The organism is Kribbella sp. CWNU-51 (assembly GCF_054073265.1).
On record NZ_JBSXMZ010000004.1, the window covers coordinates 199973 to 217014 of the forward strand.

At 69.3% G+C, this 17042-nt stretch carries 21 protein-coding genes and 1 pseudogene; 11 read left to right on the plus strand and 11 right to left on the minus strand.

Going from position 1 to position 17042, the window contains the following annotated elements; all coding sequences use genetic code 11:
• Positions 1–32: 32 nt before the first annotated feature.
• Positions 33–674: a lysoplasmalogenase family protein gene (locus tag ACXC9Q_RS02955; RefSeq protein ID WP_457054911.1), complete on the minus strand. Its 642-nt coding sequence runs from the start codon at positions 672–674 to the stop codon at positions 33–35.
• Between the two features lie 42 nt (positions 675–716).
• Positions 717–1577 (minus strand): LysR family transcriptional regulator, encoded by an 861-nt coding sequence (locus ACXC9Q_RS02960; RefSeq protein WP_457054912.1) that lies wholly within the window; start codon positions 1575–1577, stop codon positions 717–719.
• A 73-nt stretch (positions 1578–1650) separates the two neighbouring features.
• On the opposite strand from ACXC9Q_RS02960, the gene ACXC9Q_RS02965 reads away from it, so the two are divergent.
• Both ACXC9Q_RS02965 and ACXC9Q_RS02970 read left to right on the plus strand, forming a co-directional pair.
• Positions 1651–2856, plus strand: coding sequence for an MFS transporter (locus ACXC9Q_RS02965; protein ID WP_457054913.1), 1206 nt, complete (start codon positions 1651–1653; stop codon positions 2854–2856).
• On the plus strand, positions 2816–3556 hold the full coding sequence (locus tag ACXC9Q_RS02970) for an N-acetyltransferase (RefSeq protein WP_457054914.1): 741 nt from the start codon (positions 2816–2818) through the stop codon (positions 3554–3556). Before ACXC9Q_RS02965 ends, ACXC9Q_RS02970 begins: the two co-directional genes overlap by 41 nt.
• Here the strand turns inward: ACXC9Q_RS02970 and ACXC9Q_RS02975 are convergent.
• From ACXC9Q_RS02975 to ACXC9Q_RS02990, 4 genes and pseudogenes are all read right to left on the minus strand, one after another.
• Positions 3553–4370 (minus strand): annotated as a pseudogene (locus ACXC9Q_RS02975) (ABC transporter permease). The gene ACXC9Q_RS02970 and the pseudogene ACXC9Q_RS02975 overlap by 4 nt on opposite strands.
• On the minus strand, positions 4330–4548 hold the full coding sequence (locus tag ACXC9Q_RS02980) for a hypothetical protein (RefSeq protein WP_457054915.1): 219 nt from the start codon (positions 4546–4548) through the stop codon (positions 4330–4332). Before ACXC9Q_RS02980 ends, ACXC9Q_RS02975 begins: the two are co-directional and overlap by 41 nt.
• Complete coding sequence (locus tag ACXC9Q_RS02985) at positions 4549–5157, minus strand: ABC transporter ATP-binding protein (RefSeq protein ID WP_457054916.1); 609 nt, start codon at positions 5155–5157, stop codon at positions 4549–4551.
• Entirely contained in the window at positions 5154–5639 is a 486-nt protein-coding gene (locus ACXC9Q_RS02990) for a MarR family winged helix-turn-helix transcriptional regulator (protein WP_457054917.1), read from the minus strand. The genes ACXC9Q_RS02985 and ACXC9Q_RS02990 overlap by 4 nt, the downstream gene beginning before the upstream one ends.
• A 98-nt stretch (positions 5640–5737) precedes the next feature.
• On the opposite strand from ACXC9Q_RS02990, the gene ACXC9Q_RS02995 reads away from it, so the two are divergent.
• Together ACXC9Q_RS02995 and ACXC9Q_RS03000 are read left to right on the plus strand one after the other, a co-directional pair.
• Positions 5738–6157, plus strand: a complete 420-nt coding sequence (locus ACXC9Q_RS02995) for an ester cyclase (RefSeq protein ID WP_457054918.1) — start codon at positions 5738–5740, stop codon at positions 6155–6157.
• A 10-nt stretch (positions 6158–6167) separates the two neighbouring features.
• A complete protein-coding gene (locus ACXC9Q_RS03000; protein ID WP_457054919.1) occupies positions 6168–7205 on the plus strand; it encodes a LuxR C-terminal-related transcriptional regulator in 1038 nt (345 codons plus the stop codon).
• On the opposite strand, the gene ACXC9Q_RS03005 is transcribed toward ACXC9Q_RS03000, so the two are convergent.
• Together ACXC9Q_RS03005 and ACXC9Q_RS03010 are read right to left on the minus strand one after the other, a co-directional pair.
• Complete coding sequence (locus ACXC9Q_RS03005; RefSeq protein WP_130448421.1) at positions 7180–7365, minus strand: DUF5703 family protein; 186 nt, start codon at positions 7363–7365, stop codon at positions 7180–7182. The two genes, ACXC9Q_RS03000 and ACXC9Q_RS03005, sit on opposite strands and share 26 nt — an antisense overlap.
• Before the next feature lie 16 nt (positions 7366–7381).
• Complete coding sequence (locus ACXC9Q_RS03010; RefSeq protein ID WP_328520594.1) at positions 7382–8323, minus strand: aldo/keto reductase; 942 nt, start codon at positions 8321–8323, stop codon at positions 7382–7384.
• A 51-nt stretch (positions 8324–8374) separates the two neighbouring features.
• On the opposite strand from ACXC9Q_RS03010, the gene ACXC9Q_RS03015 reads away from it, so the two are divergent.
• Both ACXC9Q_RS03015 and ACXC9Q_RS03020 read left to right on the plus strand, forming a co-directional pair.
• A complete protein-coding gene (locus ACXC9Q_RS03015) occupies positions 8375–9427 on the plus strand; it encodes an LLM class F420-dependent oxidoreductase (RefSeq protein ID WP_457054920.1) in 1053 nt (350 codons plus the stop codon).
• On the plus strand, positions 9427–10254 hold the full coding sequence (locus ACXC9Q_RS03020; protein WP_457054921.1) for an undecaprenyl-diphosphate phosphatase: 828 nt from the start codon (positions 9427–9429) through the stop codon (positions 10252–10254). The genes ACXC9Q_RS03015 and ACXC9Q_RS03020 overlap by 1 nt, the downstream gene beginning before the upstream one ends.
• On the opposite strand, the gene ACXC9Q_RS03025 is transcribed toward ACXC9Q_RS03020, so the two are convergent.
• Positions 10251–11222 carry a magnesium and cobalt transport protein CorA gene (locus ACXC9Q_RS03025; protein WP_457054922.1) on the minus strand — a complete coding sequence of 324 codons (972 nt, stop codon included), beginning with the start codon at positions 11220–11222 and terminating at the stop codon, positions 10251–10253. The genes ACXC9Q_RS03020 and ACXC9Q_RS03025 overlap by 4 nt on opposite strands.
• A 49-nt stretch (positions 11223–11271) precedes the next feature.
• On the opposite strand from ACXC9Q_RS03025, the gene ACXC9Q_RS03030 reads away from it, so the two are divergent.
• The 4 genes from ACXC9Q_RS03030 to mshC all read left to right on the plus strand — a co-directional run bounded on the left by ACXC9Q_RS03030 (position 11272) and on the right by mshC (position 14634).
• The gene (locus tag ACXC9Q_RS03030) at positions 11272–11967 is read left to right on the plus strand and encodes a histidine phosphatase family protein (protein ID WP_457054923.1); all 696 of its coding nucleotides are present in this window, start codon (positions 11272–11274) and stop codon (positions 11965–11967) included.
• 12 nt (positions 11968–11979) lie between these two features.
• Complete coding sequence (locus ACXC9Q_RS03035) at positions 11980–12558, plus strand: DUF3090 domain-containing protein (protein WP_457054924.1); 579 nt, start codon at positions 11980–11982, stop codon at positions 12556–12558.
• Complete coding sequence (locus ACXC9Q_RS03040; protein ID WP_457054925.1) at positions 12555–13346, plus strand: SCO1664 family protein; 792 nt, start codon at positions 12555–12557, stop codon at positions 13344–13346. Before ACXC9Q_RS03035 ends, ACXC9Q_RS03040 begins: the two co-directional genes overlap by 4 nt.
• Positions 13347–13413: 67 nt before the next feature.
• Positions 13414–14634 carry a cysteine--1-D-myo-inosityl 2-amino-2-deoxy-alpha-D-glucopyranoside ligase gene (gene mshC / locus ACXC9Q_RS03045; RefSeq protein ID WP_457054926.1) on the plus strand — a complete coding sequence of 407 codons (1221 nt, stop codon included), beginning with the start codon at positions 13414–13416 and terminating at the stop codon, positions 14632–14634.
• A gap of 125 nt (positions 14635–14759) precedes the next feature.
• Here the strand turns inward: mshC and ACXC9Q_RS03050 are convergent, their stop codons facing one another.
• Positions 14760–15599 carry a polysaccharide deacetylase family protein gene (locus tag ACXC9Q_RS03050; protein WP_457054927.1) on the minus strand — a complete coding sequence of 280 codons (840 nt, stop codon included), beginning with the start codon at positions 15597–15599 and terminating at the stop codon, positions 14760–14762.
• 58 nt (positions 15600–15657) lie between these two features.
• On the opposite strand from ACXC9Q_RS03050, the gene ACXC9Q_RS03055 reads away from it, so the two are divergent.
• Entirely contained in the window at positions 15658–16029 is a 372-nt protein-coding gene (locus ACXC9Q_RS03055) for a MerR family transcriptional regulator (RefSeq protein ID WP_457054928.1), read from the plus strand.
• Between the two features lie 157 nt (positions 16030–16186).
• Here the strand turns inward: ACXC9Q_RS03055 and ACXC9Q_RS03060 are convergent, their stop codons facing one another.
• On the minus strand, positions 16187–17032 hold the full coding sequence (locus tag ACXC9Q_RS03060; RefSeq protein ID WP_457054929.1) for a PAC2 family protein: 846 nt from the start codon (positions 17030–17032) through the stop codon (positions 16187–16189).
• Positions 17033–17042: the final 10 nt, after the last annotated feature.

The window sequence follows — 17042 nt, forward strand, 5'->3', positions numbered from 1 at the left end:
CCGATCACCCCATCGCGATCCGCGACCAGAGGTCAACGCCTCTGACCACTACCGGTCAGATCCGGTCGCGCTGCGGTGATGCCGGAGGTGAGGAGGTACTGACCGATCGCGTACGACGACATCACCAGCGCGCCGCGTCCCGGGAAGTCCCGGCCGGCCATCCGCAGCGCGATCAGCGCGTCGGAGATGAAGAACAACGTGCCGCCGAGTCCGCTGCGCGGGCTGTGCCACCGCGAGGCGATCGCAGTTGCCGTGAGCAACAACGCGTACGCCGCGACCGGCACGCGCTGGCCACCCAACCCGGGGGAGAGCGCCGCGATCAGCGCCGCCCAGAGCGCGCCGTACGCCGCCAGCACGCGCCACGACCGTTGCGCCGGGTTGGCGAGGAAGACCGCCACGTAGCAGGCGTGGGCGGCGGCGAAGGCGGCCATACCGGCCAGTTGGAGATCGGTCTCGAGGAGGAGGTCACCGGCGGCCGACGCCAGCAAGGCCGCTTGGAGGAGTGGCGGTGCGTCCTGGGTCCGCGACCATGACCACAGCAGTGGCATCAGCGGCACCTTGCTGGCCTGCTTGAGGATCTTGACGTCGAAGGCAACGGCCGCAACCTGCACGACCGTCGTACCCCAGAACGCCGTCAACAGTCGCCGGTCGCGCGCCAACCCCCGCAGGTTCATACGTCCGAGTCTGCCGTACGGCTGGCCGCGGCACGCCGGTGTTCACGACAAGTTCAACGTGGCGCGGAGGCGCGGGAGGTACTGGATCAGTGGTTTGGGTGGCGTGGGGGTGGTGACGACGGAGAGCGCGAGGCGGTAGCGGAAGGGAGCGGGGGTGAGGTGTTCGCCGGGGCGGAGTTCGGTGGCGAGGGTGCTGCGGGGGACCAGGGCCAGGTGGGCGCGGCGGCGGGCCATGGCGACCGTTGTACTGAGGGTGACGCCGCGGCGTGGGAGCGCGCCGAGGGCGGCCAGGCGGGCGTGGATGTCCTCGATGCCGCGGTCGTAGGTGGCGAACGCGACCGGACGATCCTTCAGCGGGTGCCGGCCGCGGCCGGGTGGGCGGGCGCCGGGTGGGACGAACAGGACGAGTTCGTCGCGGCCGACGCGGCGCGCGACCGTGCCGCGCGGCAGGGTCATCTGGTCGGCGATCGCGATGAAGGCGGCGTCCATCGTCCCCTCGGCGATGCGTTCGACCAGGAAGTGGCCGTGGTCGACCTGCTGCTCGATGTCCAGGCCGGGCAGATCGGCGTCCAGGACCGGGAACAGGATCGGCGCGAGGCTGGCGAAGGTGCCGATCACCAGTTGCCGGCCGACGGCGGCCGCCCGGGTGGCGGCGTACACCTCCTCGAGGTGGCCGAGGATGTGGTCGGCCCGGCGGCTGAGCTCGGCGCCGGCCGCGGTCGGGCGGGCGCCGCGGGTGTCGCGCTCGAAGAGCTTGGTGCCGCACAGGCGCTCCAGCCGGCTCAGTCGCTGGGACGCGGAGGGCTGCGAGATGCGCAGCTCGCGGGCGGCCGTGCCGACGGCGCCCGTGCGGGTGATGGCCTGGACCAGCCGCAGGTCCTCGACCGAAGGTAATGAGGCCATAGGCTCAGCCTATGGCAACCAGGCAACACCAGCTCACTACCTGAGAGTCCGGAAACCTTGAAGAATCAAGGGTATGAGAGCCCGGTCCGAAGCGCTGGCGTTGCTCGCCGGTGGGGGAGCGGCGGACTTCGCCTTCCGGATCGCGCAGGTCGCGCTGCCGTTGGTGATCCTGCGCGACACGGGCTCGGTCGCCGCGACCGGCCTGGTCGGTGGTGCGGCCGGCATACCGGTGCTGTTGTCACCGTGGTGGGCCCGGAAGGCCCGGCAATGGGTGGACTCGGGCCCGCGGCTCGCAATGGTTGCGGCTGTCTCGGCGGCAGCGCTGGCCCTCGTGCCGGCTGCGGCGATGCTCGGACTCCTCACTCCTGCGCTGCTGGTGATCAGCGGACTCCTGCTCGGCTGCGGCGACGCGCTGTCCACCCCGGGCCGCTCGGCTCTGCTCGCCGACACCGGAGACCGGTGGGGTGAGGGCAGGGCCGTCGTACTGCTGACCTGGCAGGACGGACTCCGCCGGATCGGCATGATGGTCGGCCCGGTCGTCGGCGCCCTGGCGGTGGCGGCGGACCTGACGAACGGACTGCTCTGGGTCGAAGCCGCCACCGTGCTCGCTGCCGGTTTGCTGGCCTGCACTGTGCGCGGCGAGCGAGCACCTGGAGGTATAGCGACACCCTCGATCCGGGCGAGCCTCGAAGGGCGTCGTGAGGTGCTCTACGGGTGGATCGTCCGGGGTACGGGATGTGTGACGTGGTTCGCGTTCACTCTCGGCTTGTCGGTAATCGGCGAGGAGCGCGGGCGGCCTGGCATCTACCTCGCCGCCGGCATGACCGGGTACGGCGTGGGGTCGGTGATCGGGACCGCGATCTCGCTGGCGATCGTCCGGCGGATCCGGCCGGTGCCGTTGGCATCGATCGCCTGGACCGTCATGGGGCTGTGCTGGATCGGCATGGGTCTGTGGACCACTCCGGCGGTCGTGGCCGTGATGGGTGCGCTTTCCGGGCTGACCGTCGTACTGGGGATCGCGGCGATCTCCGTCATCATCACGCGATCGTCGGCCGGTGCCGAGCGGCGGACGTTGTTGTCGGGACAGAGTGTGGTGGTGAGTGCGAGCAGTTCGGCCGGGATGCTGGCCGGCGGGCCGATCATCGCTGCCTTGGGGGCTGAGCACACTCTGGTCGGAGCCGGGCTGCTGACGGCGCTGATCGCCGTACTCGTGCTGGTGCGGTGCGAGACTGCGGGGTATGTCCGAGATCCTGATCACCACGTTGGCCGAGCGGCCTGAGTACCTGGAGCGGATGTACGAGTTCGCCGACGCGTGGCCCGAGTTCATGCACAACGACCCGATCGGTAACGCGTTCATGGGTCAGGTGCCGGTGCGGTTCCCCGACCAGTGCGTGGTGGCGACCGAGGACGGTGAGCTGGTGGCGCACGGCCGGAGCATCCCGTTCGTCTTCCCGGACGAGAATCGCACGGAGCTCCCGTCGGGCGGCTGGGACCGGGTGCTGCACTGGGGTTTCGCCGACCTGCGCAACGGCCGAGAGCCGAACGTGTCGAGTGCACTGGAGATCCTGATCCGGCCCTCCCACCTCGGCCGCGGCCTGTCCCACGAGATGCTCAGGGCGATGCGCGCGGCGGTGAAGGCCAAGGGACACAGCGCCCTGTTTGCGCCGGTCCGGCCGAACGGCAAGACGGACGCGGATCAGCCGATGACGGAGTACATCGAGGAACTGCGCCCAGACGGTCTGCCACAAGATCCGTGGCTGCGGGTGCACGTCAAGGCGGGCGCATTCATCGTCAAGGTGGCGCCCCGGTCGATGGTGATCGCGGGGTCACTGGCGGAGTGGCGCGAGTGGACCGGCCTGCCGTTCGACACGACGGGTGACGTGATCGTCCCGAAGGCGCTCGTCCCGGTGCATTGCGACGTACGGCATGACCACGCGGTGTACGTCGAGCCGAACGTCTGGATGCGGCACGACCTTTAGCGGGCGAGTCGGCCGAGGAGGGAGGCGGCTGCGCAGATGCCGGCGGTGGCGGCGACGATGAGGACTCCGAAGTCCAGCCAGTAGTTGGTGGGTAGCCCGATGAGCAGGCCGCGCAGGGCGCTGACCTCGTACGTGAGTGGGTTCACGTGGCTGATGACCTGCAGCCAACCGGGCATCAAGCTCACGGGGTACAGGGCGTTGGACGCGAAGAACAGCGGCATCGTGATCGCCTGGCCGATGCCCATCAGGCGGTCGCGCCGCAGGACCAGGCCGGCGATCGTCATCGACAGCAGGAGAAGAAGGCCGCGCCGAGGACGACGACCACGAACACGGCCAGCAACTTCAGCGGATTCCACGTCATGCTGACGCCGAGCAGCGCGGCGACGATGATGACGACGATCGCCTGCGAGATCGTCCGTACGCCGGCCGCGAACGCCTTGCCGGTCACCAGGGCGGAGCGCGGGCTGGGCGTGACGAGGAGCTTGGTGAGGATGCCGGCGTCGCGCTCCCAGATGATCTGGATGCCGTAGAAGATGGCCACGAACAAGGCGGACTGCGCGATGATGCCGGGCGCGAGATAGTCCAGGTACGGAACGTCGCCGGTCGGGATCGCCCGGATCCGGCTGAACGTCTGGCCGAAGATGACCAGCCACAGGATCGGCTGGATCGCGCGGGTGACGAGCTCGGTCCGGTCGTGCCGCAGTTTCTGCAACTCGACCAGGCAGAACGTGGCGATCCGCGACAGCAGCCGGACGGCGGCCCGGGGCCTGGACTCAGCCCATGCGTTGGGCGGTGCGACGGGTGCCACGGACATCGCGCAGGCCTCCCTTCTCGGCAGCGGCGAGACTCTCGCCGGTGTGGTGGCGGAAAACGTCCTCGAGGCTGGCATCGGGTCCGAGCTCGGCCTTGAGCTCGTCCGGGCTCCCGATCGTGCGCAGCCGGCCCTCGTGCATCAGGGCGACCCGGTCGCAGAGCAGGTCGGCCTCCTCCATTTAGTGCGTGGTCAGCAGCACGGTCATCCCGTACCGCTCCTGCATCTGCTGAACCCGGGCCCAGACCGAATCCCGGGCGACCGGGTCGAGGCCGACCGTCGGCTCGTCCAGTACGAGCAGAGCCGGCCGGTTGACCAGCGCCTGCGCCAGCTCCAGGCGGCGCACCATGCCACCGGAGTACGTCGAGGCGAGCCGGTCCGCGGCATCGGTCAGGTCGACGATCTCGAGCACCTCGGCGACCCGGGCGGCCCGCTCCCGGCGCGGTACGTCGAACAGCCGCGCGAACCACGACACGTTCTCCCGGGCGGTCAGCGCCCCTTCGATCGACAGCTGCTGCGGGACGTAGCCGAGCATCCGCCGTACCGACATCGCTTCGGTGCGGACGTCGAGCCCGAAGACCCGGACCGTGCCGGACTGTGGTGGGTACAGGGTGTTGAGGACGCGCAGCGTGGTGGTCTTGCCGGCGCCGTTCGGACCGAGCAGGCCGAAACACTCGCCGGGTGAGACCTCCAGATCGAGGTTGTCGACGGCGAGATGATCGCCGAACCGATGGCTCAAGCCGTCGATCCGGACGGCCGGAACCGGGTCAGGCACTGAATCCGCACTCATCCTCGCTCCTTCCCCTGCTGGACCAGGGCACGTTCGTCTTGCTGGGGGTGCAACCGCTCCGCGAGTACGCCGAGCACCGGCAACGCGGCCCGCAACGCGTCCCGGTCGTCGGTGTCGAGGCTGTCGAGCGCCTGGGTGACGAGCGCGGTACGGCGGTCGCGCCAGGCCTCGACCTGCTCACGGGCCGGCTCGGTCAAGGTCAGCCGCGCGACGCGGCGATCGGCCTCGTCCGGGGCGCGCACGAGCAGCCCGCGCTCGATGAGCTGACCGACCAGTGTCGACACCGTGTTCGCGACCAAGCCGAGCTCGGCGGCGGCCTCGGTCACCGAGATGCCGGGATTGCGGCGGACTGTCCGGACCAGCTCGGTCTGTGAGCCGGTCAGTGTCGACAGCGACCCGGGCCGACCCGCGGATCGACGGAGGTGCCGACGCACCAGCCCGAGCGCGGCCAGCAACTCCTCGGCAAGGGCGTCGTTGCTCATGCTGCCCAGAATACCTCTGTTGCAGAGATATTTCAGCGACACGAAACCCCAACTAGTAGGGGTACGCCGGGGAGCCGGGCCGTCGGAGCATCGATGCCATGAACACGACAGACAGCAACAAAGCCGTCGTCAGGGACTTCATCGACGGACTGTTCACCAAGGGGGACCCGAGCGCGGTCGACACGTACCTCGCCGAGGACTTCATCAACCACGATCCGCCGTTCGGAGTCACGCCGGACGGTGACGGGATGCGGGCGGCCGGCGCAATGATGCGGGCGGCGTTCCCCGACTGGCACAGCGAGCTGCACGCACTCGTTGCCGAGGGCGACATCGTGGTCGAGCGGTTCACCGCCGGCGGGACCCACGAAGGCGAGGTGATGGGCATCGCGCCGACCGGAAAGACCGTCAGCCTGCCCGGGATCAACATCTTCCGGCTGCGCGACGGCCGGATCGTCGAACGCTGGGGCCGCCTGGACGACCTCGGTTTCCTCAGACAGCTCGGCGTCGTACCGGCGTAGCATCACGATCATGGGGGCGGCGGATCGCCTGGACGTGCTGATTCAGCGCTGTTACGCGGGGCTGGACGCCGATGAGCTGCGGTCCGAGACGCTGCGCCGGCTGAAGGGCCTGATGACGATCGACGCGGCGTTCTTCGCGACGGTCGATCCGGCCACGGTGCTGTTCACGGCGGTGAGTGTGGACGAACCGCTCGGTGCGGTGACCGAGCAGTTCCTCGCGAACGAGTTCGGCCAGACGGATGTGAACAAGTTCGCCACACTCGCCGCGGCCCGCGATCCGGTCAGCTCACTCGGACACGCGACGAAGGGTGACTGGGCCAGCAGCGCTCGGTACGCCGAGGTGATGCGGCCACTCGGTCTCGGTGACGAACTCCGGGCCGCGCTGGTGTCGAACGGCCGCTGCTGGGGCGTCATCTGCCTGCACCGCGAGGACGCGGACGCCGGGTTCTCGGAGCAGGAGTTGCAGCTGGTACGGCGCCTGACACCACATCTGGCCGAGGGACTGCGACGAGGCCTCCGCACGGGGTCGATGGAGACCGCCGACGTCGGGCCGGGGGTGGTCGTGCTCGATGCGGATCTGCGGGTGGAGTCGATCAGTGCGGAGGCCGAGCACTGGCTGGCCGAGCTGGATCCGGATCGTCGCAGCGAGCTCCCCGTCGCGGTGCGAGCGGTGGCCGCTCAGCTGATGCGGGTGCAGGAACTGCCCGCAGCGCCGGCGGTCAAGGTGCGGACGAAGGCGGGCCGCTGGCTAGCCCTGCACGCCTCGACACTTCGAGGCGGTGGCGAGCGGACCGCGGTGGTGATCGAGCCGGTCACTCCGGCGCAGCTGGGGTCGTTCCTGCTGGATGTGCATGGGTTGACGCCGGCTCAGCAGCGCGTGACGGAGTTGCTGTTGCAGGGGTTCTCCACACGGCAGATCGTCGAGCGATTGTGCTTGTCGCCGCACACCGTGCAGGAACATGTGCGAGCGGCGTACGACAAGGTCGGCGTCGGCAGTCGCCGGGAGCTCGTGACCGCGTTGCTCAGAGGGTCCGCATCACCCGGATGATGCGGCGGCGGAGCCAGACCCGCCGGGTGCCGTCGGGGTAGCGTCTCAGCCGGGCCAGCTCCCAGCCGCCGTACTCGGCGTGCTCAGTCAGCAAGCGACGGACCGCGCCACGCGATTCCGTCCTGGACACCTCGAACTGCTGTAGCTCATATTCGGCCATCCGCACCTCCAACGACTTACGACACATCCTCCAGCGCAGCGACGATCGCGGGCGGGAGGGTCAGCTCCTCCACACCCAGAACCGACTTGAGCTGCATCGCCGTCCGGGCCCCGACGATCGCCGCCGACACTCCCGGCCGGTCCCGCACCCAGGTGAGCGCCACCTCGAGCGGGGTCCAGCCGAGCCCGTCGGCGGCTCGTGCGACCGCTTCCACGATGCCCGAACCGCGGCCGTCGAGATAGGGGTCGACGAATCTGGACAGATGCTGAGACGCCGCCCGGGAGTCCGCCGGGATGCCCGTTCGGTACTTTCCAGTCAACACACCGCGGCCAAGCGGCGACCAGGCCAGCACCCCGATCCCGAGCCCGCCGGCCGCGCGGATCGCGTCCGCCTCGGCGTCGCGGGCCAGCAGCGAGTACTCGACCTGGTTGGACACCGGCACCGCGCGGCCGGGCCAGGCCTGCTGCCAGGTGACGGCCCGGGCCGACTTCCAGCCGGCGTAGTTCGACACGCCGACATACCGGACCTTGCCCGAGTTCACCGCGTGGTCGAGCGCGGACAGCGTCTCCTCCAGCGGTACGTCGTCCGACCAGGTGTGCAGCTGCCACAGGTCGATGTGGTCGACGTTCAGCCGTCGCAGCGACGCCTCGAGGTCACGCAGCAGGGCACCCCGCGAGGTGTCGGTGATCCGCTCGCCGCGGCGGACGCTGAACCCGGCCTTCGTCGCGATCACCAGATCGTCGCGGTCCACCACGTCGCCGAGCAGCGACCCGATCAGGCGCTCGCTGTCGCCGTCGCCGTACGCCGCCGCGGTGTCGATCAGCGTGCCGCCGGCGGCGACGAACGCGGCGAGCTGCTCGCGCGCCTCGTGCTCGTCGGTGTCGCGGCCCCAGGACATGGTGCCCAGGCCGAGCCTGCTCACCGCCAGTCCACTGTGACCGAGATAGCGCTGCTGCATGACCCGAGCCTATTGCGGGCCACCGACAACGGCTCGCTAGGCTCGCCAGTCATGCGACTCGGACTCAACATCGGCTTCGTCTTCGGCGGCGACGACCATCTGGATCATCTCAGGCTGGTGAGGGAGGCCGAGCGGCTCGGATTCTCGGTCACCTGGGCGGCGGAGGCGTACGGCTCCGACGCGGCCACGCTGCTCAGCTGGATCGCCGCCCAGACCACCACGATCGACGTCGGCGCGGCGGTCTTCCAGATCCCGGCCCGGACCCCGGCGATGACCGCGATGACCGCGGCCACCCTGGACCGGCTGTCGAACGGCCGGTTCCGGCTCGGCCTCGGCGTGTCCGGACCGCAGGTGTCGGAGGGCTGGCACGGCGTCCGGTTCTCTCAGCCGTTGCTCAGGACGCGTGAGTACGTTGCCATCGTGAACTCCGCTCTCCGCCGCGAGACCGTCGCGTACGAGGGCAAGTACTTCACGCTGCCGCTGCCCGACGGACCCGGCAAGGCACTGAAGCTGACCGTCCGGCCGATCCGCGACCACGTGCCGATCTACCTGGCCGCGGTCGGCCCGAAGAACCTCGAGCTGGCCGGCGAGATCGCCGACGGCTGGCTCGGCATCCTCAACGACCCCGCCTATCTGGGAGAGCAGTTGAACCACTCCAGGACGGGCCGCGAGACCCGCCAACTCGGACTCGACGGTTTCGATGTCGTCGCGTCCGTACCGGTGATGACCGGAGACGATCTGCAAGCGGCGGCCGACCCGATCCGTGGGTACGCCGCGCTGTACATCGGCGGCATGGGCAGCCGGGAGAAGAACTTCTACAACGCGCTCGCGGTCCGGATGGGCTACGCCGACGAGGCCAAGGAGATCCAGGACCTCTACCTGGACAAGAAGCACCGCGAGGCGATGGCCGCCGTACCGCAAGGATTCATCGACTCGATCTCGCTGCTCGGTAGCAAGGAGCGGATGGCCGAGAAGCTCACCGCGTACGCCGAGGCCGGGGCGACGACCGTCGCGATCACGCCGTTCGCCTCCACCGTCGACCAGCGGATCGCCGACCTGCGCACGGTCGCCGAGGCCCTCGACCTCGCCGGAGTCGGTCACTGATGACGATCTGGGACGCCATCATCCTCGGCATCGTCGAGGGCCTGACCGAATTCCTGCCGGTGTCCAGCACCGGCCACCTGACCATCGTGTCGAAGATGCTCGGCCTGCAGATCGACGACCCGGCGATCACCGGCTTCACCGCGGTGATCCAGGTCGGCGCGATCGCGGCGGTCGTCCTGTTCTTCTGGAAGGACATCCGGCGGATCGCCGTCGCCTGGGTGCGCGGCCTGGTCAAACCCGAGCACCGCGGCGAGTTCGACCACCGGATGGGCTGGTACGTGATCGTCGGCTCGGTGCCGATCGTCATCGTCGGGTTCCTCGCGCGAGACATCATCTCCGGTCCGCTGCGCAGCCTGTGGTGGGTGGCCGCGGCTCTGATCGGCTGGTCGTTCGTGATGGTTGCCGCCGAGCGCCTTGGCACCAAGAGCCGACCGCTGGAGAAGCTCACCTTCGTCGACGCGCTCGTGATGGGCCTGGTCCAGTGCCTGGCGCTGATCCCGGGCATCTCGCGGTCGGGCGCGACGATCTCGGCCGGACTGTTCCGCGGCCTGGAACGGGTGGCCGCGGCCAGGGTCTCCTTCCTGCTCGGCATTCCGGCCCTGGTCGGGGCCGGTGCGTACGAGCTGAAGGACGCCCTGAACGGCGACGTCGGCGCCGTCCCGCTGCTGGTCGGGACCGTCGTCAGCTTCATCGTCGCCTATGTGTCGATCGCTTGGCTGCTGCGGTTCCTCGTCAACCACACGATCGAGGTGTTCGCCTTCTACCGCCTCCTGCTCGGCATCGTGCTCGTCATCCTGCTGGCCACTAGCACGATCACCGCTACTTAAAGCCAGCCCACCTTGCGGAAGAAGCGGTACATGGTGGTGCAGGTGACGGCCATCAGCAGGAGGATGGCGTAGTACCCGAAGTGCCAGCGCAGCTCGGGCATGTTGTCGAAGTTCATCCCGTAGATGCCGGCCACCATGGTCGGCACCGCGGCGATGGCGACCCAGGCCGAGATCCGGCGCATGTCGTCGTTCTGCTGTACCGAAACCCTGGCCAGGTGGGCGTGCAGGGCCGAACTGAGCAGCGTGTCGATGGACTCGGTCTGGTCGGAGACGCGGTTGAGGTGGTCGACGACGTCGCGGAAGTACGGCGCGGCCTTCGGGTTGATGCCGGGCATGCCGTGGGCGAACTGTTCCATCGGATCGCGCAGCGGCTGGATCGCGCGGCGCATCTCGAGCACCTCGCGCTTGAGCTTGTAGATCCGCTCGGCGTCGCTGGTGCGCTCGGGCGAGAACACCGAGCTCTCGATCTCGTCGACGTCGAGCTCGACCGACTCCGCAACAGTCTCGTAGTCGTCCACGACCGAGTCGCAGATCGCCCACAGGACGGCGGCCGGACCGTGGCCGAGCAGGGAGGCACGCTCCTCCAGCTGGTGCCGGGCCGTGGCCAGCTCACCGCCCTCACCGTGCCGGACGGTCACGACGTACCGCGGACCGATGAAGACGCTGAGCTGGCCGGTCTCCACGGCATCGCCCTCGTCGACGTACCAGAGGGTACGCAGGACGACGACGATCGCCTCGCCGAACCGCTCGATCTTCGGCCGCTGGTGGGCCTTCAGCGAGTCCTCGACCGCGAGCTCGTGCAGGTCGAACAGGCCCTGGACACGGCGCATCTCGGCGTCCGACGGATCGTGCAGGCCGACCCAGCCGAAGCACTCGCCGTTGTCGTCGATGGCCTGGGCAACGGTCTCGGGATCCCTGGGCAGGTCCTGCCGTTCGCCCTCGGCGTACACGCCGCAGTCCACGATCACGCCACCATCATGGCACCGTCGCTTGACCGGACCGGATAGCGTGCAGGTCATGCCCACGGTGATTCTGGTCCGGCACGGCCGCAGTGCCGCGAACACATCCGGCACACTGGCCGGCCGCACGCCGGGTGTGAAGCTGGACGAGACCGGCGTCAAGCAGGCGGAGGCGGTCGCGCAGCGGCTGGCCGAGCTGCCGCTGGCAGCGCTCGTCACCTCACCGTTGGAGCGCTGCAAGCAGACGGCGGCGGCGATCGCGAAACTCCACGAAGGGTTGCGTCCGGCAACGGATCGGCGGCTGACCGAGTGTGGGTACGGCGACTGGACCGGGCAGAAGATCGCCACCCTGGCGAAGGATCCGTTGTGGGCGGTCGTCCAGCAGCACCCGTCCGCGGTGACGTTCCCGAACGGGGAGTCGATGCGGGCCATGCAGCAGCGTGCCGTCGACGCCGTACGGGCGCACGACGCGGCGCTGGCGAAGAGCCACGGCGACGGTGCGATCTGGGTGGCGGTGTCGCACGGCGACGTGATCAAGGCGATCGTCGCGGACGCGCTGGGTCAGCACCTGGACACCTTCCAGCGGATCGTGGTGGACACCGCGTCGACCACGATCATCACCTACACCCCGACCCGCCCGTTCCTGGTCCGGCTGAACGACTCCGGCAGCGAACTGAAGTCCCTGATCCCCAAACCCCCGGCCAAGGGACGGACCAAGAAGCAGTCTTCCGACGCAGTGGTCGGTGGACGGTAATAGGGTCTAGACATGGCGCGAGTTGTGCATTCCTACGACGACCCGGATCGGTTCGTCGCCGGCACCGTGGGGGAACCCGGTGCGAGGACGTTCTTCCTGCAGGCGCGGGCCGGCGTCCGGCTGACCTCGGTGGCCTGTGAGAAGGAACAGGTGATGGCGCTCGCGGAGCGGCTCGACGTGATGCTGGACGAGGTGGCCCGGCGGTTCGACCGGGACCCGGCCACGCTGACCACGGTCGACGACACGGACCCGCTGGAGCAGCCGATCGAGGAGGAGTTCCGGGCCGGCACGATGACGCTGGCCTGGGAGGCCGACGCCGAGCGGGTGGTGATCGAGGTGTTCGCGGTCGTCACCGGCGAGCAGGCCGAGCTGGAGGAGGAGACCGACCCGATCACGGCCGCGATGGAGTCCGACGACGCCGAGGTGTTCGTCGTCCGGATCACCGAGGAGCAGGCCCGCGCGTTCGCCCGGCGGGCGGTCGCCCTGGTCGCGTCCGGCCGCCCGAGCTGCCCGTTCTGCGGCCGGCCGATCGACCCGGAGGGGCATATCTGTCCACGTGCCAACGGCTACCGCAGGCACCTGCCGGAATGAGCGATCCGGACCTGCTCGCCCAGGGAGAGCTGTCCCTGCACGGCCGGCTCGTGGCCGCGTCGAACGGCACCTTCCAGGGATCGGTGAGCCTCGACGGCGAGACCGCGACCGTGGTCTACAAGCCCGTGCAGGGGGAGCGGCCGTTGTGGGACTTCCCCGACGGCACGCTGGCTCAGCGCGAGTTCGCGGCGTACGTCGTCTCCGAGGCGCTCGGGTGGTCGGTCGTGCCGCCGACGCTGTTGCGCGACGGGCCGCTCGGCGAGGGCATGGTGCAGTTGTGGATCGACGAGGCCGAGCTCGGGCCGGGGGAGACCGAGCTGGTCGACATCGTTCCGCAAGGACGGGTGCCGGCCGGATGGCTCGGCGTACTCGACGCGCTCGACGGCCGGCACAACCCGGTGACGCTGGTGCACGCGGACAACGAGGCGTTGCGGCGGATGGCGGTATTCGATGCCGTGGTCAACAATGCCGACCGCAAGGGCGGCCACGTGCTGAACCCGGGCGACGGCCGGGTGTACGGCGTCGACCACGGCGTCACGTTCAACGCCGACGACAAGCTGCGGACGGTCCTGTGGGGCTGGGCCGGCGACCCGATCCCGGCCGACCTGCTGGACGACGTACGCCGGTTGGCCGACCAGCTGGCCGGTGGACTCGGTCAGCAGCTGTGCGAGCTGATCACCGCGGTCGAGCTGACCGCCACCCGCGAGCGCTGTGCGACCCTGCTCAAGACGGGTGCCTATCCGTTGCCCAGCGACGATTGGCCTGCCATTCCCTGGCCCGCGTTCTGAGCCGGATTCGACCGGGGAATGGAACGTGTCGCGTCGTTGAAAACCGGACTGGCATAAGCTCCGATGCATGCAGGCGTGGACGAAACCAGACATCCCGGTCGTGCCGGGCCCGGCCCGGCGGCTGCGCCTTTACGACACCGCCTCTGGCGGGCTGGTCGAGGTGCCACCGGTCGACAGCGCGACGGCCCGGATGTACGTGTGCGGCATCACACCGTACGACGCCACCCACATGGGCCACGCGGCGACGTACCTGACGTTCGACCTGGTCAACCGGCTCTGGCGAGACGCCGGGTACGACGTCCACTACACGCAGAACATCACCGACGTCGACGACCCGCTGCTCGAGCGCGCGGCCGAGACCGGTGTCGACTGGACCGACCTGGCGTATCTGGAGATCCAGCTCTTCCGCGACGACATGACCGCGTTGCGAGTGATCCCGCCGCAGCACTATGTCGGTGTCGTGGAGTCGATCGACCTGGTGGCGAACGCGGTCGAGGACCTGCAGCGGGCCGGCGCGGTCTACTCGGTCGACGGCGACCTGTACTTCGCAGTGAAGGCGGACCCGGCGTTCGGCAGCGTCTCCGGGTACGACCGCGAGACGATGCGGGAGCTGTTCGCCGAACGCGGCGGCGACCCCGATCGCGAAGGCAAACGGGACCCGCTGGACAGCCTGCTGTGGCGGCACGAGCGCCCAGGCGAGCCGGCCTGGGACTCGGCGGTCGGCCGCGGCCGACCGGGCTGGCACGTCGAGTGCTCGGCGATCGCGCTCGAGCATCTCGGGATGACGTTCGACGTCCAGGGCGGTGGGTCGGACCTGATCTTCCCGCACCACGAGATGTCGGCGAGCGGCGCGCAGGTGGCGACCGGGAAGTACCCGTTCGCGCGGGCCTACGTGCACCAGGCGATGGTCGGCCTGGACGGCGAGAAGATGTCCAAGTCCAAGGGCAATCTCGTGCTGGTGTCGAAGGAACGCCTGGCCGGTGCCGACCCGATGGCCATCCGGCTGGCGTTGCTCGCGCACCACTACCGCACGGACTGGTTCTGGATGCCGTCCGATCTGCTCGACGCGCAGGCGCGACTGGACGTCTGGCGTGGTGCGATCGGCCGGGGTTCGGGTCCGGACGGTGCCGCCGCGGTCGACGCCGTACGCGCGGCGCTCACCAACGACCTGGACACCGTCGCCGCGCTGTCAGCCGTCGACACCTGGGCGTCCGCCAACGGCGACGACCCGGAGGCGCCCGGCCTGGTCGCCCAGGCCGTCGACGCTCTCCTCGGAGTGAAGCTCTAGCCACCCGGTCACCGGCCCGTGGGGTCTCCATCGGCGTCGGGCCCGGGTGGACTGGGGAGGGAAATGTACCGATATGGGGGTAAAAGCCTCCCCAGTCTCGCCGCGACCGGCTACTCCGGGTGACGTTAGGTGGTCAGGTAGTGATTGGCGATGTCATCGCTGGTGGTTAGCCAGACGTCGGGCTGCGCGGCGATGTACTCCAGCGCGAGGTCCAGGTACTTCGCCCGGAACGGCTGCCCGATCACGAACGGGTGCAGGGCCAGCGCCATCACCCGGCCGCTGTGCTCGGACTCCGCGCGGAGTACGTCGTACTGGTCCTTGACCATCTGGAGGAAGTCGGGACCGGTGAGGCCGCGCAGGAACAGGCCGAGGTCGTTGAGCTCGAGCGTGTACGGGACGCTGAGCATGCCGGGGACGTTCAGCCGGTAGGGCTGGTCGTCGTTGGTCCAGTCGAGCACGTAGCTGTAGCCGAGCTCGGACAGCAATTGGGGCGTGTTGTGGGTCTCGGTCAGGGCCGGACCCATCCAGCCCTTGGGGTGCTGACCGGCGGCCGTCTCGATGGTGTCGGTGATGTCGGTGAGGATCCGGCGTTCCTCGTCCGGCTCATAGCCGGTGTGAAGGGTCGAGTTGGTCTGGCCGTGGGCGAGCCACGCCCAGTCGCGTTCCACGCCGGCCTTGATGATCTGTGGGTTGTGCTCGGCAACCATCGAGTTGACCAGCGCGCTGGCCCGGATGCCATGCCGGTCGAGGATGTCGATGGTGCGCCAGATGCCGACCCGGGCGCCGTAGTCACGCCAGCCGTGGTTGAGGGGGTCGGGCTTGACGTCGAGGGGCCAGATGCTCGTCGACGGCTGGTCGGGGACGAAGTGCTCGAGGTTGAGGCCGACATAGAAGGCGACTCGCTTGCCGTCGGGCCACGTGAGCCGCGGGCGTTCGGTGATAGGGCTGTAGTCGAAGAGCGTCATACGGGGAGGGTAAAATCTGACATCAGTGTCAAGTTCAAGTCCCACGGGAGGATCGGCGATGCGGATCGGGGAGCTGGCCCGGCGAACGGGCGTGAGCGAGCGATCGCTCCGGTACTACGAGGAGCACGGGCTCCTGGTGTCCGAGCGGACTCCTGGTGGGCAGCGCGAGTACGCCGAACGGGCGGTCGACCGGGTGATCCTGATCCAGGAGCTGTTCGCCGCCGGCCTGCACAGCAAGAAGATCGCCGAACTGCTCCCGTGCATGCGCGACCCGGACGGCGGCCCCAACGAGCGCGCCACGCCGGAGCTCGTCACCTCGCTGACCGCCGAACGCGACCGCATCGACCGCATGATCGCCGACCTCGCCACGTCCCGCGCCGTCCTCGACGACGTCATCACCACCGCCGCCCGGGACCTGACCGTCAGCTAGCTCGATTCGGCGGGCATCGGGGTAGAGGGCCGGCGTGTCGTGGTTGGGCGGGACCGGCCAAGGTGTCGTGGTTCGCTGGCGTGGACTGGGGAGGGAAATGTGCCGATATCGGGGTAAAACCCTCCCCAGTCCCGGGCCATGACCACAGCCGAAGCGGCTACTCCGGGTGGTTTTTGTTGCGGCGGCGTAGGTAGCGTTCGAATTCGGCGGCTATTGCTTCGCCGGTGGCCTCGGGGAGGTCGGTGGTGTCGCGTTGTTCCTCGAGGGACTGGACGTACTCGGCGACCTCCGGGTCCTCCTCGCTGAGCTCGTCGGCGCCGCGCTGCCACGCGCGGGCCAGCTCCGGGAGGTCGCCTTCGGGGATCTGCAGGTCCAGCAGCGCCTCGACCTTGCCGAGCAGGGCGAGGGACGCCTTCGGGCACGGGGTGCCGGCGATGTAGTGGGGGATCGCGGACCAGATCGAGACCGACGGTATGCCGAGGGTGCTGCAGAGGTCGGCGAAGACACCGGTAATGCCGGTCGGGCCTTCGTACGTCGACGCCTCGAGGCTCCAGGACGCGGCCAGTTCCGGGTCCGACGAACTCGCCGAGACCGGGATCGGCCGGGTGTGCGGCGAGTCCGCGAGCAGGGCACCGAGCACGACGACGATCTGCGCGTTGGACTCGTCGACGACCTCGAGCAGCTCCTGGCAGAAGCCCCGCCAGCGCATGTTCGGCTCGATGCCGCGGATCAGCAGCACGTCCCGGTCGGTGTCCTCGGGGCGGGCCAGGTAGAGCCGCGTGGTCGGCCACGACAGCCGTCGCACGCCGTCCTCGTCGAAGCCGACCTGGGGCCGGTTCACCTGGAAGTCGTAGTAGTCCTCGGGGTCGATCGCGGTGACGAGCTCCGCTTCCCACTCGTCGATGAGGTGGTCGACCGCTCCGGTGGCCGCCTCGGCCGCGTCGTTCCAGCCCTCGAACGCGGCGATCACGACCGGGTCCCTCAGGTTCGCGAGGTCAACCACTCGCAGGCCC

Coding starts and splice junctions, on each gene's coding strand:
- ACXC9Q_RS03000 (WP_457054919.1), top strand. CDS start 6,168: ATGGGGGCGGCGGATCGCCTGGACGTGCTGATTCAGCGCTGTTACGCG.
- ACXC9Q_RS02955 (WP_457054911.1), bottom strand. CDS start 674: ATGAACCTGCGGGGGTTGGCGCGCGACCGGCGACTGTTGACGGCGTTC.
- ACXC9Q_RS02960 (WP_457054912.1), bottom strand. CDS start 1,577: ATGGCCTCATTACCTTCGGTCGAGGACCTGCGGCTGGTCCAGGCCATC.
- ACXC9Q_RS03020 (WP_457054921.1), top strand. CDS start 9,427: ATGACGATCTGGGACGCCATCATCCTCGGCATCGTCGAGGGCCTGACC.
- ACXC9Q_RS02965 (WP_457054913.1), top strand. CDS start 1,651: ATGAGAGCCCGGTCCGAAGCGCTGGCGTTGCTCGCCGGTGGGGGAGCG.
- ACXC9Q_RS02985 (WP_457054916.1), bottom strand. CDS start 5,157: ATGAGTGCGGATTCAGTGCCTGACCCGGTTCCGGCCGTCCGGATCGAC.
- ACXC9Q_RS02980 (WP_457054915.1), bottom strand. CDS start 4,548: ATGGAGGAGGCCGACCTGCTCTGCGACCGGGTCGCCCTGATGCACGAG.
- ACXC9Q_RS03055 (WP_457054928.1), top strand. CDS start 15,658: ATGCGGATCGGGGAGCTGGCCCGGCGAACGGGCGTGAGCGAGCGATCG.
- ACXC9Q_RS02970 (WP_457054914.1), top strand. CDS start 2,816: ATGTCCGAGATCCTGATCACCACGTTGGCCGAGCGGCCTGAGTACCTG.
- ACXC9Q_RS03035 (WP_457054924.1), top strand. CDS start 11,980: ATGGCGCGAGTTGTGCATTCCTACGACGACCCGGATCGGTTCGTCGCC.
- mshC (WP_457054926.1), top strand. CDS start 13,414: ATGCAGGCGTGGACGAAACCAGACATCCCGGTCGTGCCGGGCCCGGCC.
- ACXC9Q_RS03015 (WP_457054920.1), top strand. CDS start 8,375: ATGCGACTCGGACTCAACATCGGCTTCGTCTTCGGCGGCGACGACCAT.
- ACXC9Q_RS03050 (WP_457054927.1), bottom strand. CDS start 15,599: ATGACGCTCTTCGACTACAGCCCTATCACCGAACGCCCGCGGCTCACG.
- ACXC9Q_RS03030 (WP_457054923.1), top strand. CDS start 11,272: ATGCCCACGGTGATTCTGGTCCGGCACGGCCGCAGTGCCGCGAACACA.
- ACXC9Q_RS02995 (WP_457054918.1), top strand. CDS start 5,738: ATGAACACGACAGACAGCAACAAAGCCGTCGTCAGGGACTTCATCGAC.
- ACXC9Q_RS03005 (WP_130448421.1), bottom strand. CDS start 7,365: ATGGCCGAATATGAGCTACAGCAGTTCGAGGTGTCCAGGACGGAATCG.
- ACXC9Q_RS03010 (WP_328520594.1), bottom strand. CDS start 8,323: ATGCAGCAGCGCTATCTCGGTCACAGTGGACTGGCGGTGAGCAGGCTC.
- ACXC9Q_RS03040 (WP_457054925.1), top strand. CDS start 12,555: ATGAGCGATCCGGACCTGCTCGCCCAGGGAGAGCTGTCCCTGCACGGC.
- ACXC9Q_RS02990 (WP_457054917.1), bottom strand. CDS start 5,639: ATGAGCAACGACGCCCTTGCCGAGGAGTTGCTGGCCGCGCTCGGGCTG.